Source organism: Blastopirellula sediminis (assembly GCF_020966755.1).
In the GTDB taxonomy this organism is placed as follows: Bacteria; Planctomycetota; Planctomycetia; order Pirellulales; family Pirellulaceae; genus Blastopirellula; species Blastopirellula sediminis.
On the sequence record NZ_JAJKFT010000010.1, the window covers coordinates 2,138,620 to 2,163,680 of the forward strand.

General features: G+C 58.2%; 21 protein-coding genes. 12 read left to right on the forward strand and 9 right to left on the reverse strand.

Annotation, left to right across the window (positions count from 1 at the left end):
• Positions 1-70 precede the first annotated feature (70 nt).
• Positions 71-1,120 carry a TolB family protein gene (locus LOC68_RS20300; RefSeq protein ID WP_230222126.1) on the forward strand — a complete coding sequence of 350 codons (1,050 nt, stop codon included), beginning with the start codon at positions 71-73 and terminating at the stop codon, positions 1,118-1,120.
• 4 nt (positions 1,121-1,124) lie between these two features.
• On the forward strand, positions 1,125-1,568 hold the full coding sequence (locus LOC68_RS20305) for a bis(5'-nucleosyl)-tetraphosphatase (protein WP_230222128.1): 444 nt from the start codon (positions 1,125-1,127) through the stop codon (positions 1,566-1,568).
• A gap of 4 nt (positions 1,569-1,572) precedes the next feature.
• On the opposite strand, the gene LOC68_RS20310 is transcribed toward LOC68_RS20305, so the two are convergent.
• Together LOC68_RS20310 and LOC68_RS20315 are read right to left on the reverse strand one after the other, a co-directional pair.
• Positions 1,573-2,388 carry an RING finger protein gene (locus LOC68_RS20310; RefSeq protein WP_230222129.1) on the reverse strand — a complete coding sequence of 272 codons (816 nt, stop codon included), beginning with the start codon at positions 2,386-2,388 and terminating at the stop codon, positions 1,573-1,575.
• Between the two features lie 92 nt (positions 2,389-2,480).
• Positions 2,481-4,091: a transglutaminase-like domain-containing protein gene (locus LOC68_RS20315; RefSeq protein WP_230222131.1), complete on the reverse strand. Its 1,611-nt coding sequence runs from the start codon at positions 4,089-4,091 to the stop codon at positions 2,481-2,483.
• 451 nt (positions 4,092-4,542) lie between these two features.
• Here LOC68_RS20315 and LOC68_RS20320 point away from each other — a divergent pair, with 451 nt between their 5' ends.
• The gene (locus tag LOC68_RS20320) at positions 4,543-5,235 is read left to right on the forward strand and encodes a hypothetical protein (RefSeq protein WP_230222133.1); all 693 of its coding nucleotides are present in this window, start codon (positions 4,543-4,545) and stop codon (positions 5,233-5,235) included.
• Positions 5,236-5,619: 384 nt separating this feature from the next.
• Positions 5,620-6,273 carry a hypothetical protein gene (locus tag LOC68_RS20325; protein ID WP_230222135.1) on the forward strand — a complete coding sequence of 218 codons (654 nt, stop codon included), beginning with the start codon at positions 5,620-5,622 and terminating at the stop codon, positions 6,271-6,273.
• Positions 6,274-6,456: 183 nt separating this feature from the next.
• Here the strand turns inward: LOC68_RS20325 and LOC68_RS20330 are convergent, their stop codons facing one another.
• From LOC68_RS20330 to LOC68_RS20340, 3 genes are all read right to left on the reverse strand, one after another.
• Positions 6,457-6,966, reverse strand: a complete 510-nt coding sequence (locus LOC68_RS20330; protein WP_230222137.1) for a hypothetical protein — start codon at positions 6,964-6,966, stop codon at positions 6,457-6,459.
• A 76-nt stretch (positions 6,967-7,042) separates the two neighbouring features.
• Positions 7,043-8,149, reverse strand: coding sequence for a pyridoxal phosphate-dependent aminotransferase (locus LOC68_RS20335; RefSeq protein WP_230222139.1), 1,107 nt, complete (start codon positions 8,147-8,149; stop codon positions 7,043-7,045).
• 71 nt (positions 8,150-8,220) lie between these two features.
• Positions 8,221-9,429, reverse strand: coding sequence for a hypothetical protein (locus LOC68_RS20340; protein WP_230222141.1), 1,209 nt, complete (start codon positions 9,427-9,429; stop codon positions 8,221-8,223).
• 209 nt (positions 9,430-9,638) lie between these two features.
• On the opposite strand from LOC68_RS20340, the gene LOC68_RS20345 reads away from it, so the two are divergent.
• From LOC68_RS20345 to LOC68_RS20375, 7 genes are all read left to right on the forward strand, one after another.
• On the forward strand, positions 9,639-10,061 hold the full coding sequence (locus LOC68_RS20345) for a hypothetical protein (protein ID WP_230222143.1): 423 nt from the start codon (positions 9,639-9,641) through the stop codon (positions 10,059-10,061).
• A gap of 3 nt (positions 10,062-10,064) precedes the next feature.
• Positions 10,065-10,463: a TadE/TadG family type IV pilus assembly protein gene (locus tag LOC68_RS20350; protein WP_230222145.1), complete on the forward strand. Its 399-nt coding sequence runs from the start codon at positions 10,065-10,067 to the stop codon at positions 10,461-10,463.
• 10 nt (positions 10,464-10,473) lie between these two features.
• The gene (locus LOC68_RS20355) at positions 10,474-11,010 is read left to right on the forward strand and encodes a TadE/TadG family type IV pilus assembly protein (RefSeq protein ID WP_230222146.1); all 537 of its coding nucleotides are present in this window, start codon (positions 10,474-10,476) and stop codon (positions 11,008-11,010) included.
• Between the two features lie 15 nt (positions 11,011-11,025).
• The gene (locus LOC68_RS20360) at positions 11,026-12,129 is read left to right on the forward strand and encodes a vWA domain-containing protein (protein ID WP_230222148.1); all 1,104 of its coding nucleotides are present in this window, start codon (positions 11,026-11,028) and stop codon (positions 12,127-12,129) included.
• A 71-nt stretch (positions 12,130-12,200) separates the two neighbouring features.
• Positions 12,201-14,522 (forward strand): methyl-accepting chemotaxis protein, encoded by a 2,322-nt coding sequence (locus tag LOC68_RS20365; RefSeq protein ID WP_230222150.1) that lies wholly within the window; start codon positions 12,201-12,203, stop codon positions 14,520-14,522.
• A gap of 201 nt (positions 14,523-14,723) precedes the next feature.
• Positions 14,724-16,976 (forward strand): PSD1 and planctomycete cytochrome C domain-containing protein, encoded by a 2,253-nt coding sequence (locus tag LOC68_RS20370; RefSeq protein ID WP_230222152.1) that lies wholly within the window; start codon positions 14,724-14,726, stop codon positions 16,974-16,976.
• A gap of 11 nt (positions 16,977-16,987) precedes the next feature.
• Positions 16,988-18,445, forward strand: a complete 1,458-nt coding sequence (locus LOC68_RS20375) for a DUF1501 domain-containing protein (RefSeq protein WP_230222154.1) — start codon at positions 16,988-16,990, stop codon at positions 18,443-18,445.
• Here the strand turns inward: LOC68_RS20375 and LOC68_RS20380 are convergent.
• The 3 genes from LOC68_RS20380 to LOC68_RS20390 all read right to left on the reverse strand — a co-directional run bounded on the left by LOC68_RS20380 (position 18,442) and on the right by LOC68_RS20390 (position 21,859).
• Positions 18,442-19,521 carry a glycosyltransferase family protein gene (locus LOC68_RS20380; RefSeq protein ID WP_230222156.1) on the reverse strand — a complete coding sequence of 360 codons (1,080 nt, stop codon included), beginning with the start codon at positions 19,519-19,521 and terminating at the stop codon, positions 18,442-18,444. The two genes, LOC68_RS20375 and LOC68_RS20380, sit on opposite strands and share 4 nt — an antisense overlap.
• Positions 19,522-19,640: 119 nt before the next feature.
• On the reverse strand, positions 19,641-20,498 hold the full coding sequence (locus LOC68_RS20385; protein ID WP_230222157.1) for a UDP-2,3-diacylglucosamine diphosphatase: 858 nt from the start codon (positions 20,496-20,498) through the stop codon (positions 19,641-19,643).
• A 389-nt stretch (positions 20,499-20,887) separates the two neighbouring features.
• Positions 20,888-21,859, reverse strand: a complete 972-nt coding sequence (locus LOC68_RS20390) for a 3'-5' exoribonuclease YhaM family protein (RefSeq protein ID WP_230222159.1) — start codon at positions 21,857-21,859, stop codon at positions 20,888-20,890.
• 276 nt (positions 21,860-22,135) lie between these two features.
• Between LOC68_RS20390 and proS the strand changes: the two genes are divergently transcribed.
• Positions 22,136-23,656 carry a proline--tRNA ligase gene (gene proS / locus LOC68_RS20395; RefSeq protein ID WP_230222161.1) on the forward strand — a complete coding sequence of 507 codons (1,521 nt, stop codon included), beginning with the start codon at positions 22,136-22,138 and terminating at the stop codon, positions 23,654-23,656.
• Positions 23,657-23,750: 94 nt separating this feature from the next.
• Here proS and LOC68_RS20400 read toward each other — a convergent pair whose 3' ends face one another.
• The gene (locus tag LOC68_RS20400) at positions 23,751-24,788 is read right to left on the reverse strand and encodes a DUF1559 domain-containing protein (protein WP_230222163.1); all 1,038 of its coding nucleotides are present in this window, start codon (positions 24,786-24,788) and stop codon (positions 23,751-23,753) included.
• Positions 24,789-25,061: the final 273 nt, after the last annotated feature.

Sequence of the window (25,061 nt, forward strand, 5' to 3'; positions counted from 1 at the left end):
GTCTGGCTACTATAATAGGCGTACGAAATTTCGACCCATGGCACGCGACTTGACCCTGCGAGGCTGCACAATGCGTTGGATCTGCGGATGTTTGGTTTCGGTCCTGTTGGCGGCGACCTTCGTGAAAGCCGATGAACCGGCTGCGATTGAAGGAAAGTATCTTTCCAACGTCCAACAAGTGACCAGCGGTATGGTCAAGGCAGGCGAAGGTTACTTCTCGCCCGACGGCAAGACGATCGTCTACCAGGCCGTGCCGCCGCAGTACCCATTCTATCAGATTTACACGCAGCCTCTGGAAGGAGGCGAGCCGACTTTGATCAGCACCGGGCGAGGCCGCACCACCTGCGCTTACTTTACGCCCGACGCCAAGAAGATCTTGTTCGCCAGCAGCCATCTCGATCCGAACATGACCGAGACCGAGAAGGCCGAGATCGCGCAGCAGGAAGCGGATCGCAAGTCGGGAACGCGGCGTCGTTACTCGTGGGACTTCGATCCGTTCACCGACATCTTCGTCAAAGATTTGAAGTCGGGCGAACTGACGCCGCTGACGACCGAAAAAGGTTACGACGCCGAAGGCGCCTACAACAAAGAAGGAACGAAGATCGCCTTCTGCAGCGATCGAGACGGCGATCCCGACTTGTACATCATGGACGCCGACGGCTCGAACCTGAAGCAACTGACCGACGCCAAAGGATACGATGGCGGCCCATTCATTTCGCCGAACGGCAAGTGGGTCGTCTTCCGCAGCGATCGAGACAAAGAAGGTTACCTGCAGATCTACGTGATCGGCGTCGATGGCAAGCACGAGACCGCGCTGACCGCCAACGACGGCGTGAACTGGGCGCCCTATTGGCATCCGACCAAACCGTACATCATCTGGGCCGGCGCCGATCACTCGCAGCCGGGGCGTCCCAACTACGATCTCTGGCTGATGAAGTACGAAGAGACCGACGACGCGATCAAGCCGGGGAAAATCTGGCGAATCACCGATTCGGACGCGGCCGACGTGCTGCCGGTCTTTTCGCCGGATGGCAAAAAGTTGATGTGGACCAGCACGCGAACCGACGATCATAGCAGCCAGTTGTTCATCGCCGATTTTCAATTTCCGGAAGACGAGTAGAGTAATGCAGGACGCCCATGCCGACATGCCGGAGACCAAGGCCTGCGGCTTCTTAATCGTCAAAGGAAATCCGATCGAGTCTTTCCTGCTGATGCGTCACAAAGATCGCTGGGACTTGCCTAAAGGGCATGTCGATCCCGGCGAAGATGAAACGACCTGCGCCCTGCGCGAGTTGGAGGAAGAGACTGGAATCAAAGCGAGCGACATCGAAGTTGACCCCGACTTTCGTTACTCGCTGCAATACGTCGTCCACTACAAGAAGCGGATGGGAGGCGTCACCGCACTGAAGACGGCGGTCTATTTTCTGGCGACGCTCAAGCGTGACGTCCCCTTGAATCTGACCGAGCATCAAGGGGCGGAGTGGTTCGCGTGGAATCCGCCCCATGCGATTCAAGAGCTGACGATCGATCCGCTGCTCGCGGCAGTCGCCGAGCACGTTAGCTCGTAATGTGTTAGTTCGTAACCGCCGCTTCGCTGGCGGTTTTCCCTTCGCACGAGTAGAGAACGCAGCCGACTTTCTTGTCCCAGCAGCGGCGGTGATAGATTGCGCCGCAATCGTCGCACGCAACTCCATCTTCTTTCACCACATCGCCGCAGGCATTGCAGATCGAACGCGTGATTGGCGAAACGGGATCGAGCGTCCGATTGGCGACCGAGGCTGGCTCTGCGGCCGCTTCACGGGCCGAGGGGACGCGGATCTCGCTGCAGTAGGCGACCACTTGTTCCAACTGCGAAACGTAGCCGAACGTTTTCTCGAGCGTGACGAAGAGAAACCCATCGTGGATCTCGACGTACGCTGCGCCGGGACGCGCCATCTGGTTCAAGTCGTCGAGCGCCGAGAAGACGCCGGAAATAATCAACTTGCGGGCCGCCTCCGAGTTTTCGGCGTAGAGCCGATATTGCTCGTCGAAGTGAGCGTCTCCTGACTCGATCGTCGGCGATTCGTCGTAAAAGTAATCGGGCCGCAACTTGCTACGCGGATGGATCTGAAGACGGAGTCGCGCCTCGGGCCAGGTAGTGCGAAACTCGGTGAGCGAGCGTCCGTCGTAACCGACCGGCGGTTTAATCCGCAACATCGCTGGCTGGCCATTCAGGTCAAAGGATACCGTGGTCTGAATCGGCGTCTTGGTCTGGGTGAACTTACCGTCATACAGTTGGGCGAAGGCCCGCATCGCTTGAAACTGATTCGGGCGCAGCGTCCGTCCTGCGGCGAGGGCAATGCCAACCGCCACTACGATGGTGACCACAATGAGAAGAAAGATCGTCATGAACCTTGCTCCTTCGAGGCGTCGGTTAAAAACAATCGTCGCCGCGGAAGGTAATTCGTTCGGCCGAACCGCCGATTGGCGAAAATCGGGCTTTATTCCAGTTTGATCGGCTTAATTTCAATGTTGCCAATGACTTGCGTCACAGGCAAAAATGCGGCAAGTGCGCCCCCACCCGAAAGATCGGAATCGGCAATCTTCACGTGCCCGACGCCAATTCCCCCTTGTCCCAGAGTGGCGTCGAGCGGAATCCAGCGATTGTTGATCCAGGCCTCGGTCCACATGTGGTAGGCGAAGCCGCGCCCCGACTTGCCGTCGTAGTAAACCAAACCGACCGCCGCGCGAGCCGGAATCTTGTGAGCCCGGAGGATCGCGATCAGCAGGACCGAATGTTCGGTGCAATCGCCGGCTTTCATTTTGGCGACTTCGGCGGCCGAGGCGAACGCCTGGGAGAAGTCTTTCTGCTCGATCGAATTGCGGACAAGCTTCTCGAGTTCGACCGCCAGCTTCCAGGTTTGGTCATTGGGGGTCTTCGCCTGGGCGGCGATTTTTTGCACCTCGGGATCCTCGACTTGCACCAGGCTGCTGGCCGCCAGGTCGGCTTCGGTCGGAGGCGTTTGCTGGGCCAGCGGCGGCGGCAATGGCGTATCGGGACGCAGGGCGATCTCGTGTAGATGGAGCGACTCTTCCTGCAGGTCGCTGCTCCATTGACCGCCGCTGGTCGGGAAAAGGGAAGGGGAGACCTTCTTCTTCAGGGTGACCAGATACTCGGCCGACTTCAGCTTGGTATGAACGTCGGGAAGCGGTTCCGGGGTCGGTACGATCGTCTCGGCGGCCAGGTCAAACTCGATCGCTTCGATCGGCGACTCGGCGAACTCCTTGGTGCAGCGATAGATCACCATCTCTGGACCAGGGGGCTCCATCTTGACCGAGTTCCCTTCGCGGTCGACCCACATCGGGACTTCCATCAGCGTTTTCCCCCCCAAGGCGATCTTGTTCGTCACCTTGAGGAGCTCCACTTCGCTGCCGTCGAGAAGTTTGACCGGTTCCAGCTGGCCAGCGACGTATTTGATCTGACAGGCCTGGTTAATCGTAGGGACCAGCGCAGTCGTTTCGCGGGTCTGCCCCGGCTCGATCGGTGGGTTTTCGAGCAATTGGGATGCGGCGTAAACGCCTCCCCACTCTGGTTTCCAGGCGATCGGCGCCGAAAAGCTTTTGCCGGCGCCGGTGGTGGTAATCATGAGCTGTTTGCCGTCGGCTGAAACCTGCCCGGCGACCGATGAATGGTTGCCCCCTTGTTCGATCGACGTTTCGTACGAGACGAGCTTGCCGTCCGGGGTCTCGAGGAAGCGATTGACGACCTGCATTTCAATCGTGATTTGCTGACGCCGGATCGCGATATTCTCGGTCGAAACCGATTCGATCAACTCGCGGTCAGCCTGCTGAACGCGGCGGACCACCTCGTGCGAGTTGCCGATCTTTTTCCCTTGCTGGACGACCGCCGACCAAAGTTCGTGCAGCGTTTCTTTCGGCTGCAGGTCGTTGCGCGGTTTCTGCGGCGCCGGAGCCGGCTTTTGCTCCGCTTGTTGGGGCTCAATTACCTGCGTTTGCTCGCTCTGTGCGACCTGGGTCGTACAGCCGATCGATAAAGACGTCGCCAGTAGAACAATCGTTACCAGCGGCAGACTGCGGAGGATCGTATTCAACGGCTCGGCTCCTTCGTTACAGACGGGACATTAGGCAGTATATCAGACAACTCGTTGCCGCTCTTCATCACGTCTGTTGCAGGAAAACTTCACCGCATCCTTGGAGTCAACCAAACGGCCGCGATCTTTTTCAAATTGTTGGAGAGAAGGGACAAATTGGTTCAATTCACGGTGCTATGATCTCTACAGAAACGGCATCGGAAACGTTCCAAATCGAAGTCGGCGACTGGTCGTTGTGCGGCTTTTCGCCGGTTTGGCCAGCACGTTGTCGAATGGAGCGATCGCTCGGATTGTCGCGTGCGGTTAACGCCAAGCCGACGCCGAGTTCAAGGTTTTCGCGGGCAAGCGAGCGAAGGTCGCTCTAGGGTTTTACTATCAACCAGATTTCGTAGCGTTGAAACCAACGGGGTTTCAGTTCTCGAGATCACCGGAAGAGGCGGTAGAGGTCAACATGGGCTTCTTAAAACGATTTTTCAAAAACGTCTTCCACGACGGCGCAACGGCCCCGACCGGCAATAGCTTCGAGCATTTGTCGGAAGAGCAGATTGAAGCCCACTTGGGCGTCAATCGCTATAACGGCTTTGAGCTGACCGACGCGGTTCGACCTTCCTATGATCTGAAGGTGGTGCCGAGCCAAGGTTATCGTCGCGACGTTTATCATGACGAAGAGACCCGATCCAGCGTCCCGGTGTTGATGGCCGCCGCCACCAAGTCGGTGCTGTTCGACGTCTTCATGGACCTGCTCGAACCGCTCGGCGGCGAAGTCGACGTCGTGTTGGAAACGAGTCATACTCGCGAAGGCGCCGGTCACGTCGACCTGTATCGCGAACATATTGATATGCCGGTGCTGAAAAGCATCCTGTGGGAATACGAAGACTTGCTGCTGAATGACGGCTGCACCGGCATCGCCGTGCTGAACCCGAACATTCCGCTGGAAGTTCAGTTTGACGAACACAAGCTGCTGATCGTCTACGGCAACGAACTGAAGTCGTTCGCCGAGATCCTGGACGACCGTTGCATCCGCAGCAGCGAAGAGATTCGCTTTATCACCGAAGCGGAGCACGTTCACTCCTCCAGCGAAAAGTACCAGCAGCAGTTTGAAGAACTGAAGATGCGTCTGGGGATGGACGGGCACTACTGCTAGTTCCGCAACCTGCAGACCCACCGTCGAGCCAATATCAGCTTTCGGCCCCACCGCCGAAAGTTTTTTTTGTGCTAGCACGACAGACTAGCCCGAGGCGCGAGCCGAGGGAGTGCGGTCAAATTCAGAATGACTAATGCCGAATGACCAATGTCTTGCTTCGGAATTCTTTCCTTCCTTAGTCATTAGACATTCGTCATTAGGCATTTCCGGGCCGCACTCCCTCGGCTCGCGCTTCGGGTTAGTGTCGACGCCGCTAGCTCCGTCCGCTTTCCCCCAAAGCTGACCTTGCCGCCGTCGTCTCTTTTTGCGACGCTTCTCCGCCCCCTGGTCGGGGACATTGGCCGCCGATTGACAAGCAACGCAATAAAAGGCGCTTCAAGCGTGGTGCGACTGGCGATACTCATTTCGATTCTGACCCTCTCCGCGGGCTGCCATGCGCTACGGCTGCCGTCGTGGGTCGGAGCCGGTCAGCCGCCCGCCTACGCAACCGAGAATCCTGCGTTCGTCCAATTTGGAGACTATGAGGTTCTCTGGGAGCAAATCGTCGATGCGGTCGACGACAACTTTCGCATTCGAGATGAACAGCGCGTCCGGCTGGTCGCCGGGCAGTTGACCGAAGGGCGGCTCGAAACCTTTCCGACAATCGGCTCGACGATCTTTGAGCCATGGCGGACCGATTCGACCCGCGGCTATGAAAAGCTGGAAAGCACCTTGCAGACGATTCGCCGCACGGTGATCGTCCGAGTCATGCCGGAGCAGGGGGGCTATTTGATCGACGTCGAAGTTCGCAAGGAACTGGAAGACTTGCATGGACGCCGAACCGATATCGCCGATCTCGACCTTTTGCGACATGACGGTACGCTCCGGATGGAGCAGGAAGCCGCGGTTCGCGAAACGACGACTCTCGGCTGGATTCCGATCGGTCGCGACTGCGAACTGGAACAGCGATTGATCCAGGACATTCGTGCTCGCCTGGCCGCTTGCGGCGCTCCGCCGCAAGAACGGATGCCGCTTCGTTTGCCGCCGCCGACCGAGTAAGTCAATCACTAACCCGAGGCGCGAGCCGAGGGAGTGCGGCCGCAAGTAAATGACGAATGTCGAAGCTCGAATGACGAAACCTCTTTCATTCGACATTTTGATTTTGACATTCGTCATTGCCCCCACCACATTCCCTCGGCTTGCGCCTCGGGCTAGTGTTGTGACGCAGAATGCTCGACGAATCTAAATCTCGACCGACTTGGTCGCCAGACGCTGGTCGTCGCGGATGCCGTGTTCGAGAATTGCTTTCAGTTCATCACGACTATGGCAGACGGCTCGCGGCTTGACCGTTTCGGGAGCGTCGTCGAAGTTCGCTTCTTTCAAGCTGATCGACGAACCGTCGCGCTGCGACGTCAGGATCAAGTTGCCCGCGTCGAGAATGCTGATCAGAAAATCAAGCAAGTCAGGCGTCAGTCCATGTTCGACGCGAAGCGTGAACTCTTCGACGTACTGCGGTTGGTAGTTTTCGCAGGTAACCTGGAAATCGCCCCCATCTTTCAGATGGACGAAACCGCGGGCCTCCTCAATCGATTGACCGGCCGCTTCGTCCAAGAGGGCTTTGACCGCCGATTGTTCGGACGGCGTCATCGGCAGATGAGGACGCTCCATCACCATCTTACCGGTCGCGGCGTCGACGGTTTCGATCGGATCGCAACTCCAATGACGTGACGATAGGCGGAGTTCGAGGCTCATGTCGAATCGCTCCGGGGAGGAATAAGTTCACTTCCACCATTAGTGTAGCGATTTTAAGCCTCGCTGGCGAATCGAATTAACCTTTCGCGATCTTTCGCAGCATGTCGATGCCGCGTTTTAACGTTTCATCTTGCGCTGCATACGAAATGCGGAAGTGCGTGTCTTGCTTGCTGAAGATCTTGCCGGGGATGATCAACAGACTGTTTTCGATCGCCTTGGCGACGAATTCGCTGCCGGTTCCCCATGGCGCTTTAGGGAAGATGTAGAAGGCGCCTTCCGGACGGGAGACTTCGTAAAGATCGCTGATGCCGTCGAGCATCATGTCCCGCTTGTGAGCGTAAGTTGCGACATGTTCGCTCATATCGACGTCGAGCGCCGCGGCGCTGGCCCATTGCGCCGGCTGCGGAGCGCACACAAAGGTGTACTGCTGCAGCTTGATCATCGTGTCGATGATCGCTGACGGACCATGCACGTAACCGACGCGCCAGCCGGTCATGCCGTAGCTCTTGGAAAAACCGTCGATCACGATCGTTTGATCGTTGAACTTAGCGGGAGAGACGAATTCGCCGTAGGTGAAGGTGCGGTAGATCTCGTCGGAGATCAACGCGATGTTCTTCTCGGCCGTCAACTTGGCCAGGCCTTCCACTTCGGCGGCAGTCGCTACAACGCCGGTCGGATTGGCCGGGCTGTTGAGCAGGATCAGCTTCGTCTTCGGCGTGATGGTCGCGCGAACTTTTTCGAGATCGATGCGGAAGTCGGGATAGGTGTTGATCACCACCGGCACGCCGCCGACCAGTTTGACCAGCGATTCGTACATGACGAAGTAGGGATCAAAGATGATCACTTCATCGCCGGGATTGACCAACGCCAGCATCGACAAGACCAAGCCGCCGCTGGTGCCTGAGCAGACGAAGTTCGTGCGATCGCTATGGCCGAACTCGGCGTCGATCATCGCTTGCAGCTTGTTGCGGAGGACCGGCATTCCCTGCGTTAGGGCATAGCCGTTCTTCCCTTCGCGAATCGCCGTGATCGCCGCTTCTTTCACCGGTTCCGGGACGTCAAAGTCGGGCTGCCCGATCGAAAGATTGATCGGGTCGGTCATTTTCGCCGCCAGGTCAAAGACTTTACGAATGCCGCTAGAGTCAAACGCGGCGGTACGATCGGCGATCCAAGGGTGATTCATGGGTCATCAGCAAAAAAAGAGGCCGCCCTATAGTGGCGGCGAACCAGCGATAATTCGACCCGCAGTATGACCTAGATCAACTGGCTCGACAAGCTACGGTCGTCGCGGCTAAGCCGGGTCAAGAGGAGCGTTACGACCCCCAAAGCGTCGGACGTCGGAAGTTGGTTTCGCCACCAGTAGCGGCCGCTGGGCTCGATCCCCAGCTGGCAATCGTACTGGCGAATTGCAGCGAACATCGCTCCTCGTCCGGCGGCGGTTGGAAAATGGACCGCATCGTGGGGAACTTCCAGCGGCGGCGGCGACGCCACGCGGAGCGGCGCATTCTCCCACGCGACCGCTTCCTCGATCAGTAGCTTCGACAATCGCGGCTGCAGGACGCGATACCCACGCTCTTCAAAAACTTCGATCGATTCGCCGCTCCCATCGATCCAGACGCCGAAATGGCCCCGATGCTGCCGGATCGCCGCGGCCAGACGAACGCTCCAGTCGCCCCCGCTCGGCAGAACGAACAGTTCGCAGTTCGAGCGGGCAATCAACTGCTGAAGTTGGCGAAGCGATCCCCGAGACGGCGACTGGACGACCAGTCGCAACGGACGGCGCGCTCGATGATACGGGGCGAAGCGTTCGAGATGGGGGGAGGACATGTCGATTTCCGCCAGCGTCCCTTGACGGTGCGCCGGCGAGAGCGGCTTAGGCGTTTGGAGTTGACGTTCGAGCCGGGCAAGTTCTTCGCTGGCAAACGGGGTTCCGCCGGGACCGAACATCGTCAGTTCGATCTGCCGCAAATCGCCGCTCGGCGTGCTGAGCAAAATGCCGCCGTCTAGTTTTCGTTGGTCGATCGTCCAGGCGACTTCGGCGCAAGTCGGATCGGTTGCGAGCTCGACGTCGAAGCCGGCTCGTCGCCAGACGTTGACCATCGCTTCGGCCTGGTCAATCGCCGCCGAGTGGGCGACAGCCAGGAGGAGGGGAGCGGCGATCGGATTGGAGAAGCTGCGAGTAAACGCGGCGGCGATTTGGGCCGCCTCGACCGGGGAGAACTGATGAAACAGGTCGGCGGCGAGCCCTTCATAGTGCAACAACTGGGGAAGTGGCGTCTTCGGCGGGACCTGCCGCCAAGCCGCGGCGATTCTGGGAGAGATGCCGGCCTGATCGTCACGCCGCGGACAGTCGCGGCACTCCGGATAAAACTGGGCCAACCGCGCCAAATGAGTCGCCCGGTCGACCGGGACTGACTGGCCGGGGCAGCAGAAGGTCGCGTTTTCCAGTTCTTCGTTCGTCATGCCGGGAACTCTACCCGGTCGGCCGCTTTCAGGTCAACGGAAAGACAGGCGGAATTGCCGGTTCTATGGCTCGCGCCGATCGTATCGACGTGTTATTTGCGGGTTTCCTGGCGTGAAAAGTGGCCTTTTAACAAATCGTCGTGAGCTGCGACCTACGTTTTCGGGTCAGACGCAGATTTTGTGCGCTCGATTTTTAGGTGAGAAGTTCGATGAATCAACGTCGCGGAGCTCGGTATGTCGATCCCTCGGTCCAAGGGGGAATCGTACTGCGGATGCTGTTCTACTGGACCACGTTTTTCGTCGTTGGACTGGTGATCTCGTTCGCCGTTCAGGTCCTTTGCAACCCGCTGGAGCCGATGAATCAACATCTGGCCAGCGTTTGGCAAAACCAGGGGCCGTTCATTCTGGCGGCGTTCTGCTTGTTGCCGATCTACACGTACGACCTGATTCGCTTCAGCCATCGCTTCGTCGGTCCGATCATCCGTTTCCGCCGCGTCGTCAACGAGGCGGCCGATGGGGAAGTGCCGCCGCCGTTCAATCTGCGGGACAAGGACTACTGGAAGGAATTCGCTTCCGATTTGAATCGCTTGTTTGATCGCATGCGTGGCGGCCGATCGCCTCAGGAGAGCTAAGCGATGCGACGCAAGAGCAGCAAACGATCACGACACGGGATGGCCGTGGCCGAACTGGGCATCTGCCTGCCGGTCGTCGTGTTGATTTTGATGGCGGCGATTCAAGGCGCCGAAATGATGTTCCTGAAACAGACCGTCGCGATCGCCGCCTACGAAGGTTGTCGCGCCGCGTTGCGACCGAATGCAACCAATGAAATCGCCGTCGCCGCCGCCGCGTCAGTGCTGAACGATCGCCATATCGAAGGGGCGACGATCGAAGCGTCGAAATTCACGACAGCGAAAACGGGCAAAGACGTGACGATCTCGATCACCGCTCCGGTCGCTCAGAACTCGACGCTACAAGGATGGATGTTTTCGCCCCCTACGATCACGTCATCGGTCACGATGATGAAGGAATACTAAGAGGCGTCCCATGTCGCACAACAGCCGTCAATTCGCCATTTGCCGCTTGGCCGAACGTTGCCGCGAAGGTTTGCGTCGTTGCCTGGGAGGCGAGTCGAACTGCCGTCAGACGCAGCCGACGCCGCAGCGAATTCGCCCGACCAAACGTAGTCGCATCGCGCAGCGCACCGGCGCCGCGATGATCGAGTTCGCATTCGCCGGACCGATTCTGTTCATGTTTATTCTCGCCTGCGTCGAGTTTGGGCGATTGACGATGATTCGTCACACGGCCGACAACGCGGCGTACGAAGCGGCCCGCTATGCGATGGTTCCTGGCGCGACCGCGCAGGAAGCGATCGAGAGAGCGACGAATCTGTTGGCGACTGTCGGCGCTCGCAACGTTGAAGTCGGGGTCGATCCGGAAATCCTTTTGCCGGAAACGGAAGTGATCACCGTGACCGTTCGCGTGCCGATCGCTGGCAACAGCTGGATTGCGCCGAAATACTTTGAAGACTATGCGATCGAAGCCAGTTCGCACTTGGCGACCGAACGCTATAACCCCGAATAGTAGGCGATGTCCAAGATGCTTACTCGCAAAAAACGAAACGCGAATCGTCGCCGCGGCGCCATCCTGATTCTGGTGGCGGTCTTGCTGCCGGTCATCCTCTGGATGGCGGCCTTTTGCGTCGACGTCGCTTACATGCAACTGACTCGCACCGAACTGCGAATCGCAACCGACGCCGCGGCCCGAGCCGGCGCACGAACGTTGAGCTTGGAACAAGACGCGAGCTTGGCGCATGCCGCTGCAATCGAATACGCCGCCAAGAACAACGTCGCCGGCAATACGCTGACGCTGGCCGACAGCGATGTGGAAATCGGGTTGTCGGTTCGGGTCGACGACGAAGGACGCTTCGAGTTTTCCGACGGCGGTACGCTGTTGAATTCGGTTCACGTGACCGGTCGGCGAACTCTCGATTCGCCAGACGGCGCCGTGCGACTCTATTTGACGCCGATTTTCGGTCATGAGTTCTTCCAGCCGGCCACCGACGCGACTGCGTCGCAGATTGACCGCGACATCGCCCTAGTGGTCGACCGCAGCGGCTCGATGACGTTCAAGCTCAGTGAATCGAAGTACCAGCCAGGCTGGAAGAACAATGATCCGGTGCCGGCCGGCGCTCGCTGGTGGGCGTTGGTCGATTCGGTCGACGGCTTTTTGAACGAATTGGGATCGACGCCGCAGCTCGAGCTCGTTTCGCTGTCGTCCTACAACAGCAGCGCGACGATCGATCAAAACCTGACCGACAATTATAGCAAGATCACGCAAGCGATCGAGAAATACTCGAAGAAGTATCCGGACGGTTCGACGAATATCACCGCCGGTATGGATAAGGGAATTCAGACGCTGCAGAACAAAACGTACGCGCGTCCTTACGCCTCGAAAACGATGGTGGTGATGACCGACGGAAATCACAACTTCGGCAGCAGCCCGACGACCGCCGCGTACGATGCGGCTGACGCTGATATCGTCGTGCACACCATCACCTACGGCGGCGACGCGAATGAGTACTTGATGCGGGAAGTCGCCAGAATCGGCGGCGGCCAACATTGGCATGCGCCTACCGAAGCCGATTTGGAAGAGGTCTTTCGCGAGATTGCCCGCAACGCACCTACATTGTTGACGTACTAACCAAGGTCGCCCGCAATGCGATCACTACAGTTTTCCGCAGTTTAACTACCCATCGCGGCAGGAGCGATTCAATGGCCAGCGCAGTTCTCGAAAAGCCGAAAACCGAAAAGAAGACCAGCAGCGCCGCTGCGCTCCGCCAAGAGCTGGAGTCGCTCAAGGCGCAGGTAGCGGCGATCGGCAAATCGCAAGCGGTGATTGAGTTCGAGTTGGACGGCACGATCGTCTCGGCCAACGACAACTTTCTCAGCGCCGTCGGCTATTCGCTCGACGAAATTCGAGGCCATCACCACCGGATGTTCGTTCCGGCCGACGTCGCTCGCAGCGTCGAGTACCAGCAGTTCTGGGATCGGCTGAAGAAAGGGCAATACGACGCCGGCGAATACAAACGGATCGGCAAAGGGGGCAAGGAACTCTGGATTCAGGCTTCCTACAACCCGATTCTGGATAATGCTGGTCGTCCGGTGAAAGTGATCAAGTACGCGTCGGACATTACCGCCGAGAAGATGCGCAACGCCGACTATTCGGGCCAGATCGCCGCGATCAGCAAGTCGCAAGCGGTGATCGAGTTCAATATGGACGGCACGATCATCGGCGCCAACGAAAACTTCCTGACCGCCGTCGGCTATTCCCTCAGCGAAATCGCAGGGAAGCACCATCGGATGTTCGTCGGAGAGCAACACGCAAGCAGCCGCGAATATAAGGAATTCTGGGACCGTCTGAACCGTGGCGAATATGATTCGGGCGAATACAAACGCTTCGGCAAGGGCGCCAAGGAAATCTGGATTCAGGCTTCCTACAACCCGATCTGCGATCTGAGCGGCAAGCCGTACAAGGTGGTTAAGTACGCTTCGGACATCACCGCCCAGAAGTTGGAAAGCGCCAACTACTCGGGGCAGATCGAAGCGATCGGCAAGTCGCAAGCGGTGATCGAGTTCAATATGGACGGCACGATCATCGGCGCCAATGAGAACTTTTTGAAGACTCTCGGTTACACCCAGCAGGAAATCGTCGGCCAGCATCACCGGATGTTCGTCGAAGGAAGCTACGCTCGCAGCAGCGAATACCAGGACTTCTGGAATCGGCTGAACCGCGGCCAGTACGACTCGGGCGAATACAAACGAATCGGCAAAGGAGGCAAGGAAATCTGGATTCAGGCTTCCTATAACCCGATCCGCGATTTGAACGGCAATCCGTACAAGGTGGTCAAGTACGCGATCGACGTCACCGCTCAGAAGTTGGAAAGCGCCAACTTTTCCGGGCAGATTGAAGCGATCAGCAAGTCGCAAGCGGTGATCGAGTTCAACATGGACGGCACGATCATCGGCGCCAACGACAACTTCCTGGCCGCCGTCGGCTACTTGCGTCAGGAAATCGTCGGCCAGCATCATCGGATGTTCGTCGAAGACGACTACGCCCGCAGCCGTGACTACCAGGACTTCTGGAATCGGCTGAACCGCGGCGAATACGATTCGGGCGAATACAAGCGAATCGGCAAGGGGGGCAAGGAGATCTGGATTCAGGCCTCCTACAATCCGATTCTTGATTTGAACGGCAAGCCGTACAAAGTGGTCAAGTACGCCAGCGACATTACGCAGCAGGTCAACTTGCGTCACAACATGGCTCAGCTGATTGACGACGTTATCGAGAACGCGAACCAGTTCTCGGAAAGCGCCGGCGCCGTCAGCGAAACGTCGCAAACGCTCGCTCAGGGCGCCCAGACGCAAAGCGCCGCCGTCGAAGAGATCAGCGCTTCGACGCAGGAATTGATCACGTCGATCAGCGGCATCCGCGATCGCTCGTCGGAAACGAATCGCCTGGCGACGGAAACCAATCAAATCGCCGTCGAAGGGGGCCACGCGGTCACCAAGTCGGGCGAAGCGATGGACCTGATCAAGGCTTCGTCAGAACAGATCAGCGAAATTATTCAGGTGATTTCCGAGATCGCCAGCCAGACCAACTTGCTCGCCCTCAATGCGGCGATCGAAGCGGCTCGCGCCGGCGAACATGGCCTCGGCTTCGCGGTCGTCGCCGACGAAGTTCGCAAGCTGGCCGAACGTTCGAGCGCTGCGGCGAAGGAAATCTCGTCGCTGATCAAAGAGTCGACCGCCCGTGTGAACAACGGCGTCGAACTGAGCTCGCAAGCCGGCAATGCGCTGAAGAAGATCGTCGCCGCGGTCGAATCGACCTCGGGTAAGATCACCGAGATCGCGACGGCCGCCGATGAGCAGATGAACATGGCGAACGAAGTTTACGGCGCCATTCAACAAGTGGCCGAAGTGACCGAAGAAGCGACGGCCGCCAGCGAAGAGTTGGCCGCAAGCTCCGAAGAGTTGGGCGCCCAAGCGACGGCCCTGCGCGATTTGGTCGAAAACTTCGACGCGTCCGGCAAATAAGTACGAATCGCTCGGAAATTGACGAGTTCGACGGCGTCTGCACCAGGTGTAGACGCCGTTTTTTGTTCAGTGGGGCATTTTGCACTATACGCGAAGCTTAAGGGGGAAAAGGGTAGACGGATGCCTGGATTTCGCTGAAACTAAAGGGAGTCGCTCGACGATCCCTCCTATCGCGATTCCCACCTATACGCAGGATTCTTCATGCTTCTGCCTGCCTCGACTTCTCGCTGTGCGCTCTGGATCTTGTTGGCGTCGCTTTGTTCGGTCAGCGGCGGGCTGCTGATTGCCGAAGAGACGGCTCCGCCTGCAGCGGTCTCCCCCAACCACGCCGAAGAGATGAAAGCCGGTCTCGCGCTGTTTAAAGCGAGCGTCGGGCAAACGTTGACTGCGAGTTGCTTGAACTGCCATGGGGGCGAAAGCGTAAAAGCCGACTTTGATCTTTCGACTCGCGAGAAGTTGCTCGCCTCGGGATACGTCGAACCGGGCGACTCCGCCGAAAGCTACTTGATGGGGCTATTGCGTCACGATGTAGAACCGCACATGCCGCTTCGCGCCGACAAGCTTTCGGACGAAGCGATCGCCGCAGTCGCGAAGTGGATTGACTTGGGGGCGCCTTACGACAAACCGCTCGCCGGCGGCGAAACGCCAGCTGAAGACAAAGGAGGAAAGGCGAGCGACTTTTGGTCGCTACAGCCGCTCGCTACGATCGCTCCTCCGGCGGCGAGTTCCGCTTGGGTGAAGTCGCCGATCGATCAATTCGTTTTCGAGAAGTTGAACGCGCAAGGGATCACGCCGAATGCGAAGGCCGATCGCCGCACGCTTATTCGCCGCGCCTATTTTGATCTGATTGGTCTACCGCCGACGCCGGAAGAAGTCGCCGCGTTTGTAGCGGACGAAGACCCGCTGGCGTATGACAAGTTGGTCGATCGCTTGCTCGCGTCGCCCCAATACGGCGAACGTTGGGCGCGGCATTGGATGGACGTGGCTCGCTTCGCCGAATCGTTTGGCTATGAGCAAGACACCGATCGTCCCCATGCTTATCACTATCGCGATTTTCTGATTCAAGCGTTCAATGACGATTTGCCCTACGACAAGTTCGTGGCGTGGCAGTTGGCGGGCGATGAAATCGATCCGAAGAATCCGCTGGCGCAGATGGCGACCGGGTTTCTCGGTGCCGGCGCTTTTCCAACGCAGTTGACCGAAGCGGAATTCGAGCCGGCCCGTTATGACGAGTTGGACGATATCGTCGCGACGACCGGAACCGCGTTTCTCGGTTTGACGATCGGCTGCGCTCGTTGCCACGATCACAAATTCGATCCAATTTCTTCCAGCGACTATTACCGGATGGCGTCGACCTTTACGACGACGATTCGCAGCCTGGCCGAGATCGACGTGCCGACCGACGCGGAAGAGAAGCCGGTCACCGTGCAGGTGAACACCGAAGGAGGCAAGAAGATTCCGCACCTGGCGGATGGTCGCGGTTTCCCTCACTTTTACACATCGACCCATTACTTGACTCGCGGCGACGTCGCGCAAAAGGGAGAAGTGGCCGAGTTCGGCTTTCCGACGGTGCTGACGCATGGTCGCCAACACGACTATTGGGAAGCGGACGAGATCCCCAGCGAGTCGGCTCTTAGCTACCGACGTACCGCGCTGGCGAACTGGATTACCGATACCGATGCCGGCGCCGGCGGCTTGCTCGCACGCGTGATCGTCAATCGACTTTGGCATCATCATTTCGGTCGCGGCATCGTCTCGACGCCAAGCGACTTTGGCGTCCAAGGAGACGCGCCGAGCCATCCGGAACTGCTTGAATGGTTGGCGGTCGACCTGGTTCACAACGGCTGGCAACTCAAGCGGATGCACAAGCAGATCATGACCAGCCAGACCTACATGCAATCGACGGCGGCGACGCCGGAGCAACTGGCGGCCGATCCGAAGAACACGCTTCTCTGGCGGCACTCGCCGCGGAGGCTTGAAGCGGAAGCGGTTCGCGACGCGATGTTGTCGGTCTCGGGGCAATTGGATCCGAAGATGTTCGGGCCTGGAACGCTCAACGAGGGAATGAAACGCCGCAGCATCTATTTCTTCATCAAACGCAGCAAGCTAATTCCGACCATGATGCTGTTCGACTGGCCGGAGCACTTGGTCAGCATCGGCAGTCGTAGCGAAACGACGACGGCGCCTCAGGCTCTGTCGATCATGAATAGCCCGCACACACGTAGTTACGCCGAAAGCTTCGCCGCATCGCTACCGAGCGGTTCCGTCGAAGAGCGGATCGCCGCCGCCTATCAGAAAGCGGTGCAGCGCAATCCAACGGAACAAGAGCTGAAAACGGCCGTCGCGTTCGTCGCCGCTCAAACTGAGCGGGATGGCGCCGGTGGAGAGAAAGGGGCGCTGGTCGACTTGTGTCAGGCGCTATTCGGACTCAACGAATTCATTTACATCGACTAAGGGCGGATCCGATGCACGAATTTCAATCGCTGCAAACGCGTCGCCAATGGTTGGCCCGCTGCGGCGGTGGCGCCGGGCTTTTGGGGTTGGCGACCCTTCTGCAGGACGAAGGCTTGTTGGCGGCCGACGCGGGAGCGTCGCTCAATCCGCTTGCGCCGAAACAGTCTCATTTTCCGGCTAAAGCGAAGCGAGTAATTTGGATCTTCGTCAACGGCGGACCGAGTCAGGTCGATACGTGGGACTACAAGCCAGGGCTCGACAAATGGGAAGGGAAGTCGCTGAAGGAATTCGACGGTACGTTTGAAAACACGACCGGCTTCTTTCAGCACCAGGTCGGCAAGCTGATGCCGTCGCCGTTCAAGTTCACGCCGCGCGGCGAGTGCGGCAAGATGGTTTCGGAAATCTTCCCGAAGCTTGGCGAACATGTCGACAAGATGGCGTTCATTCACTCGGGCTTTACTGAATCGAATAACCATAGCCCGGCCCTCTTTATGATGAACACCGGGATGCCGCGCATGGGTTTCCCCGGCGTCGGTTCGTGGGTCACTTATGGACTGGGAAGCGAGAATCTCGACTTGCCAGGTTTCGTCGTGATGAGCGATCCGCTTAACCGCGGTTTGCCCAAAGGAAGCGCCGCCAACTGGGGAGCGGCGTTCCTGCCCGGCGTCTATCAGGGAACGCATCTCCGACCTAGCGGCCCGCCGATCGATAATCTGTCGCGTCCCGCGGCGTTGACCGACGTTGGTCAGCGAGCCCAACTCGACTTGCTGAAGCAGCTGAATCAACAGCATTACGCCGGACACCAGGCCGAAAGCGAATTAGCGGCGCGGATCGAGAGTTTTGAACTCGCCTATCGGATGCAATCGGCGGCGCCAGAAGCGATCGACATTTCGCAAGAGCCGGAGAGCATCACAAAGTTGTACGGAGTTGATGAAAAGAACTGCGGTCACTTCGCCAAACAGTGCCTGGTCGCGCGGCGGATGATCGAACGAGGCGTTCGCTTCGTGCAGATCTATTCTGGCGGGATGGAAAACCAACGGAGCTGGGACGGCCATATCGACATCAAAGGGAACCATAGTCAGTTCGCCGGCGAAACCGATCAGCCGGTAGCCGCGCTACTGACCGATCTAGCGCAGCGCGGGCTATTGGACGAGACGCTGGTGATCTGGTGCGGCGAGTTCGGGCGACTGCCGATCGCGCAAACCGGCGAAAAGCCGGGACGCGATCATAATCCGCACTGCTTCAGCGCCTGGATGGCCGGCGGCGGCGTCAAAGGAGGCGTTACTTACGGCGAATCGGACGAAGTCGGCTACAAGGCGCTGGTCGACAAGGTCCACGTCAACGATCTCCACGCGACGATCCTGCATCTCTTGGGGATCGATCACGAGAAGCTGACCTACAAATACAACGGGCGCCGCTTCCGTCTGACCGACGTAGCCGGGGAAGTGCTGCACCCGATAGTCGCCTAAGCCGGCAGGTGGCGTTGGATCGCCGCCAGGGCGGTCGGGTTGCCGTTGATCTGACCGCGGAACGTGGCCAGGTTCGCACGGAACTGCGACAGACGTTCCATGAAGCTGGCGAGATGCTTTTTCGAGAAGCTCTCAATCGTCGACCAATCGCCGACTCCCATCTGACGCAGGAAGTGGGAGTTGATCATCTGTTCGTGGTGCGATTCTTCTGGCAATGCCAGGACCGGTTTGCCGAGATAGATCGCTTCGCCGAGCGATTGATTTCCGGCGGCGCCGATCATCGCATCGCAGCCGGCCAGGTCACGCACGAAGCCATCTTCGCTGATGTCGAAGAACCGTAGATTGCCCTGATCCGGCTGTTTGCCTAAGCCGTAAACTCGCACTTCGCGGTCGCACGTCTTCAACAGTTCGATCGCTTGCGGCGGCATCGAGCGACGGACGTACGACAGGATGTAGCCTCCTTCGGAAGTCTTCGCCTCTTCCAGTTCCTTGCGGAGCAGGGGACCAACCTGGGTGACGTTTTCCCAGCCGGGACGCAGCGGCGAGGTGAAGAACGACGAGACGATCGTTTCGGCGTGGTCGACATGGTGCGCCTTGACGACGAAGCTCATCATCCAGGCGTACCACTGCAACGTCTTGGGCAACGTCGAGAGGTCGTAGGCGAGCAAAAAGTCTTGGTGATTCAGGCTAACCACCGGCACGCCGGTCTTGCTGGCCGCTTTCGGCAGAATCGGCTCGAAGTCGGTGATGACCAGATTCGGCTCTTCGCGACGAATCGTTTCGGCCATTTCACGAGCGAAGCCGTTCAGCTTGGCCAAAAAGCCGAAACCGCAACAGATCGACTTCGACAGGTCCAAGCGACCCCGCGTGTAGTAGAAACGCAGACCCGGAATGCGACGCACTTCGACGTTGGGCGTCTCGGCGTTGTTGTTATAGATCGGCGCGAGGAAGTCGTAGGCCTGATCCGGAGCGAGCAGCACCATTTCGTGTTCCGGTCGAAGCCGTTCGACCATGGTGCGAACTCGAGCCGCGTGCCCGCGTCCTTCGCCCGACATACTGTAGAAGATTTTCGCCACGGGTCGTTTCATCCTCTGAAAGAATCAACGTGCTCGGTAATTCTATCGATTTCTTCTTCTGATCGTCGAGTCGAACTTGGAGGCAAAGGGTGTAGTTTTCGTCTCGCTGGGAGAGGGCGTTAAATGCTGGCGGTCGCCGGCCCGCTGGAGCCGATCAACATGTTGCGAAGGATCTCCCCTTGTTTCAATACGAACTCCGAGGAGTCTTCGATCGAAACGGCGGTCTCTTCGTGCTGCATATCGACAATTTCGAGCCGCCCGTCTTCATACTCAAGCAGGGCGGTGGCGTTTTCGATCCAGTCGCCGGTGTTGCAGTAGATCACGTCGCCGCGCTGATCCATCGCCGGCGTATGAATATGGCCGCATACGACCCCCTGGCAGTTGAGATCGCGGGCATGGTTAACCAGGTTGGTTTCAAAATCGCTGACGAAGGTGACGGCCGCTTTGACCCGCTTTTTGACCATCGCGGCCAGCGGCAGTCCCCGCATTTTGAAGTGTCGTCGCCAGGTGTTGACCAGTTGGTTGAACCAGCAGAGCGAATCGTAAGCGAACGAACCAAGTACCGAGAGCCACTTCGCTTTCGTTTCAACCTGGTCAAATTTGTCGCCGTGGGTCACCAGAAAGCGGCGGCCGTCGGGACAGTTGTGGATGAATTCGTCAGCGATTTCGATGAATCCGAAATTGAAACGGATGTCACGTAAGAAGTCGTCATGATTGCCGGGGGCGTAGCGGATCTTGGAGCCTGCCTCCGACATCTCGAACAAGCGACTCAAGATCGCGTTGTAGATCGGCTCCCAATGCCAACGTTTTCTCAGTCGCCAGCCGTCGATAAAGTCGCCGACGATGTAAACGTATTCAGGATCGTGCCGGTTCAGCAAATCGAGCAGCGGCTCGACGCGAGCGTAACGGCAACCCAGGTGAACGTCGCTGATGAATAGCGTGCGAACGCGGTTTTTCTTCATAGCTTGGCGAATCACGGCGGGTTCCCTCCCGACCTTTGTTGCTTTCAGGGCTGGTTCGTTATAGCAGCGCACCTTTGATGGCGTCTTTCCCAACCTCGATAAAATTCTCTCTACGAATCGCGTGTTCCACGTGAATGTGGGGTAAATCTCTGGTAAAGGGTTCTTGTAGAACTCTTCAAGAAGTCGTTCGTTACGAGCGGATAAGCCTGGGGTGGAATCTCGTAACCCTAGTTTTTAAAGCGAGTTACGATCGTTCGCATGCAATGTGGGCGGTGGAAAACTTCGCGCATAAAAGAAGAGGCGAGCCGGGGGGCTCGCCTCGAAAATGTTTTTCTCCCCTTTTTTCGTTCGCCCGGCTGTTCGTTTCCTGTCGATCGAACTGCGCCAACGGGGAAATGTCCGCGTTAGCTCCGCGGCTCTCCTTTGTACAGCTTGCGGCCGATCGACGGATGGAAGATCGTCCAGGCGCTGTCGGTGTTGACGTCTTCCTGGATCAACTGGCCGTAGCTGATGACGTGGGCGTCAAGCGTGTCGAGGTAGTTCAGCGCCAAAGCTTCCAGCGTCATCGGCACTTTCGGACTGCCGAACTCCAGCTTGCCATGATGGCTGACCACCATGTGCTTCACCCGCAGGACCAACTCTTGCGGAATCGCTTCGCCTCCAAGCTTTTCGGCTTCGGCCGCTTTCTGGTCGATCAGGCCGACCCCCATCACCAAGTGACCAATCAGCTGGCCTTCGTCGGTATAGGCGAAGCCCTTGTCGTAGGAGAGTTCGTCGATCTTGCCGAGATCGTGCGTAAAGGCGCCGATCAACAGCAGGTCGGCGTCGATCTGCGGATAAAACGGCACGATGGCCTGGGTCACCTTCATCAGGTTGACCACATGTTCCAGCAGGCCGCCGTGATAGGCGTGATGGTTTTTGACGCCGGCCGGAGCGCGGCAAAACCGCTGCATGAACTCTTCGTCGATCAGGAAGCATTCGGCCAGGTTGCGCAGGTGCGGATTCTTCATTCCCCGCAACATTGCCGCCAGTTCGCCGCGGAGTCGATCGATTTCGGCGCCGCCGAGCTGTACGAAGTGAGATTCGTCGACTTCCTTGGGATCGACCCGATCCAAGCCGGTGACGATGATCTGCATCGCGCCGTTATAGAACTGCGACGTACCTTGCACGCGGACGTAATCGCCGTCCTCAAACTTGCGGTAGACGTGGTCATTGGCGTTCCACATCATGCCGTTGACCTGGCCCGACTTGTCGCTGATCTGCATTTGCAGATAGAGATTACCTTGGCGATTGGGGCGAAGCTGTTTATTGGAAACGAGATAGATCTCGTCGATCGTTTCATTTTCGCCGAGATTGGCAATTTCGCGTCGCGCCATCAATTCTCTTCTCTCTATAGCTTTGACCGCAGGCGGTCTTTCTCTTCAATCATTGCGTCGTCATGCTGGCGTACAACGCGGGAAAAGCGCAGGATTCTAGGGGGGGTGTCGTATTCCTTCAAGGACGTAACCCTGCCCGAGAGTGGCATTTGTGAATAAATGCGCGGAATCGCAGAGCGATACGCGCCGGAAGCCGCGTTGTCATCGTGAACTTAAATCCCCTAGAATGCGACCTTTACCCGATTAGATAAAATTGCAAGGTTAAGAAGCAGATCTATGGCGAAGGCTCCCCAAAACGCGATTTCTCCGACGCGAGCCGAAGACTATCCCGAGTGGTATCAGCAGGTGATCAAAGCGGCTGATCTGGCCGAAGTTTCGCCGGTCCGCGGCTGCATGGTGATCAAGCCGTGGGGATGGTCGATCTGGGAGAACATGCAATCGGTCTTGGACGGCATGTTTAAAGAGACCGGGCACGAAAACGCCTACTTCCCACTTTTTATTCCGATGAGCTACCTGGAAAAAGAAGCGGAGCACGTCGAAGGTTTCGCCAAGGAATGCGCCGTCGTGACGCATCATCGCTTGGAACCGGGCCCCAATGGCGGCCTGGTGCCGGCCGGCAAATTGGACGAACCGCTAATCGTTCGCCCGACCAGCGAAACGATCATTGGCGCGATGTACGCCAAATGGGTGCAGTCGTATCGCGACTTGCCGATCCTGATCAATCAATGGGCCAACGTGGTCCGCTGGGAGCTGCGGACGCGCATGTTCTTGCGAACCGCCGAGTTCCTGTGGCAAGAAGGCCACACCGCTCACGCGACCGCCGAAGAAGCGATCGCCGAAACGCGTCAGATGTTGGAGGTCTACGCCGACTTCGCCGAGAACTATATGGCGATGCCGGTGATCAAGGGAGAAAAGACGTCGTGGGAACGCTTCCCCGGCGCCTCAATGACTCTCAGCATCGAAGCGATGATGCAAGATCGCAAAGCGCTGCAGGCCGGAACGTCGCACTTCCTGGGGCAGAACTTCTCGAAGGCGCAGGAAATCAAGTTCCAGTCGCAGGAAGGGACCGAAGAGTTCGCTTGGACGACGTCGTGGGGCGTTTCGACTCGCCTGGTCGGCGGTTTGATCATGACCCACAGCGACGACGACGGCCTTATCTGCCCGCCGCGCCTCGCGCCGAAGCATATCGTCTTGCTGCCGATCTATCGCAATGACGAAGAGCGAGCGACGGTGCTGGCCTATGTCGATCAGCTGAACGCCGAACTGAAGGGAGTGCTGTATCACGGCGCTCCGGTCCGCGTGCTGGTCGACGACCGCGACATCCGCGGCGGCGAAAAGACCTGGCAGCATATCAAGAAGGGGGTGCCGCTGCGTGCCGAGATCGGCCCGCGCGACGTCGCCGGCGAAAGCGTCTTTTTGGCTCGCCGCGATCAGTCTCCCAAAGACAAAAAGGGAACGCCGAAAGCCGAACTGGTCGCCACGATCACGACGCTGCTCGACGAAATCCAGGCCAATCTCTACAACCGAGCCAAGCAACTGCGGGACGAGAACAGCCGCACGATCGACAAGCTGGAGGATCTGATCGCCTACTTCACGCCGCAGAACGAAGAACGCCCGGAGATTCACGGCGGCTTCGCTTATTGCCACTGTGCGGACGATAAGGCGGTCGAAGAAGAGCTGAAAAAGCTGAAGCTGACGGTTCGCTGCATTCCGGTCGAAGGAGAAGACGAACCGGGCAAGTGCATCTTCACCGGCCAGCCGACCCAGCGTCGCGCGGTAATCGCCAAGGCGTACTAGTCGCCGCAGGCGTCAGAACAGGGTCTACTTACGAAAAGAGGCCGCAACCTAAGGTTGCGGCCTCTTTCGTTTCTTGAAGGTGAGCGTAGTCCGTTTACGGCATTTCAAAGACGGTCGCGTCAGCCATGCCGTTTAATTGAACCCAGACGACCCGATTGACGGTCAGCGGAATCGCCTTGACCGAACCGTCGCCCATGCCAGCGAGGATCACGCTATGCGGAGTCGACGCGCCGAACTCGGTGGCGTTGAGAGCAAACCGGGACTGGAAAGTCGGCGTAATCAACTGCGGGCCGGTTCCACTGCCGGAGGCGCCGTTGTAACCCGCCGTGTCGCCATCATAGTCAGCCCAGCTGAGGGCCTGACTGCCGCTGGCATTGTGATAGGCGCCGATCAACGCGGTACGGGCGAACGCGTTCGAGAGGAAGCGTTCGTCGCCGCTCGTCGAATCAAAACCGGCGACGGTCGTTTCGGCGATGTAAATCGTGTTCGAGGCGCCGTCCTTGACTTGCGCGTTCTTCGTCGCTCGGCCCGGACGGAAGACGCCGTTCAGGTCAACCCGGGCGCCATTGTCGATGACCGTACCGGCCAAGGCTGTAATAGTGGGAGACGTATTGGCCGGGCGAGAGGTGGTTGCGGTGTATTGGTTGCCGGTCGTCAGGTACGAAACGTAACCTTCGGAACCTGCATAATTGGTCGGCGTGAAGACGCCCAATTCGGTACCTGGTTCGCCATTGGGGTCTGACGGACAAACCAGCAGCTCCATCTTTGTGCTCATCAGAGGCAAGTTGCCCGCGGAAGCGGCAGGAGCGTTGAAGTTCAAGCGGTCGTAGAGGGCCGTTTGTTCGATCTGCGGCAGGATTTGAGCAATCCAGCTGAAGTGGTGCGCCCCAGCTGGCGGTTCCGAAACGGTCGAAGCCATCGGCAAGGAGCCGTGGGTCGATTCGTAGTTCGCAAGCGCCAACATCAAGTTCTTTTCATTGTTGGTGCAGCTGGCACGGCGGGCCGCTTCGCGAGCTTGTTGCACCGCCGGAAGGGTCAAACCGACCAGGATGCCGATGATCGCGATCACGACCAAAAGTTCAACAAGGGTAAACCCGCGACGCAGGCGGCTACCCGAGGCGTGGCGCAACATAAATAAGAGCCTTCCGGTATATCGAGTGACAGTCGGATGAGGAGTGGAGGAGGAGCTGGTCCCTGAACTTTTCATTGTGCCCCAATTATTCGCACACCACAAGAGAATTGCCAGCACGGGCTTTCCACAGGGCGATAAGTCCCCCCGTAAGTCTAGAAATAGGCCCTTTTGGAGCTCTTGTCCCCCTGTAGTGGTGGATTTAGTTCCGTTTATGACAATTTTGGGCAGTTTGTGATCGCGCAGGGAAGATGCGGCGAGTCTGTGGGTTGGGCA

What these genes read in the sequence shown, in the direction of transcription:
- LOC68_RS20300 (WP_230222126.1), top strand. Translation starts at nt 71, where the DNA reads ATGCGTTGGATCTGCGGATGTTTGGTTTCGGTCCTGTTGGCGGCGACC.
- LOC68_RS20305 (WP_230222128.1), top strand. Translation starts at nt 1,125, where the DNA reads ATGCAGGACGCCCATGCCGACATGCCGGAGACCAAGGCCTGCGGCTTC.
- LOC68_RS20310 (WP_230222129.1), bottom strand. Translation starts at nt 2,388, where the DNA reads ATGACGATCTTTCTTCTCATTGTGGTCACCATCGTAGTGGCGGTTGGC.
- LOC68_RS20320 (WP_230222133.1), top strand. Translation starts at nt 4,543, where the DNA reads ATGGGCTTCTTAAAACGATTTTTCAAAAACGTCTTCCACGACGGCGCA.
- LOC68_RS20330 (WP_230222137.1), bottom strand. Translation starts at nt 6,966, where the DNA reads ATGAGCCTCGAACTCCGCCTATCGTCACGTCATTGGAGTTGCGATCCG.
- LOC68_RS20335 (WP_230222139.1), bottom strand. Translation starts at nt 8,149, where the DNA reads ATGAATCACCCTTGGATCGCCGATCGTACCGCCGCGTTTGACTCTAGC.
- LOC68_RS20340 (WP_230222141.1), bottom strand. Translation starts at nt 9,429, where the DNA reads ATGACGAACGAAGAACTGGAAAACGCGACCTTCTGCTGCCCCGGCCAG.
- LOC68_RS20345 (WP_230222143.1), top strand. Translation starts at nt 9,639, where the DNA reads ATGAATCAACGTCGCGGAGCTCGGTATGTCGATCCCTCGGTCCAAGGG.
- LOC68_RS20350 (WP_230222145.1), top strand. Translation starts at nt 10,065, where the DNA reads ATGCGACGCAAGAGCAGCAAACGATCACGACACGGGATGGCCGTGGCC.
- LOC68_RS20355 (WP_230222146.1), top strand. Translation starts at nt 10,474, where the DNA reads ATGTCGCACAACAGCCGTCAATTCGCCATTTGCCGCTTGGCCGAACGT.
- LOC68_RS20360 (WP_230222148.1), top strand. Translation starts at nt 11,026, where the DNA reads ATGCTTACTCGCAAAAAACGAAACGCGAATCGTCGCCGCGGCGCCATC.
- LOC68_RS20365 (WP_230222150.1), top strand. Translation starts at nt 12,201, where the DNA reads ATGGCCAGCGCAGTTCTCGAAAAGCCGAAAACCGAAAAGAAGACCAGC.
- LOC68_RS20370 (WP_230222152.1), top strand. Translation starts at nt 14,724, where the DNA reads ATGCTTCTGCCTGCCTCGACTTCTCGCTGTGCGCTCTGGATCTTGTTG.
- LOC68_RS20375 (WP_230222154.1), top strand. Translation starts at nt 16,988, where the DNA reads ATGCACGAATTTCAATCGCTGCAAACGCGTCGCCAATGGTTGGCCCGC.
- LOC68_RS20390 (WP_230222159.1), bottom strand. Translation starts at nt 21,859, where the DNA reads ATGGCGCGACGCGAAATTGCCAATCTCGGCGAAAATGAAACGATCGAC.
- proS (WP_230222161.1), top strand. Translation starts at nt 22,136, where the DNA reads ATGGCGAAGGCTCCCCAAAACGCGATTTCTCCGACGCGAGCCGAAGAC.
- LOC68_RS20400 (WP_230222163.1), bottom strand. Translation starts at nt 24,788, where the DNA reads ATGTTGCGCCACGCCTCGGGTAGCCGCCTGCGTCGCGGGTTTACCCTT.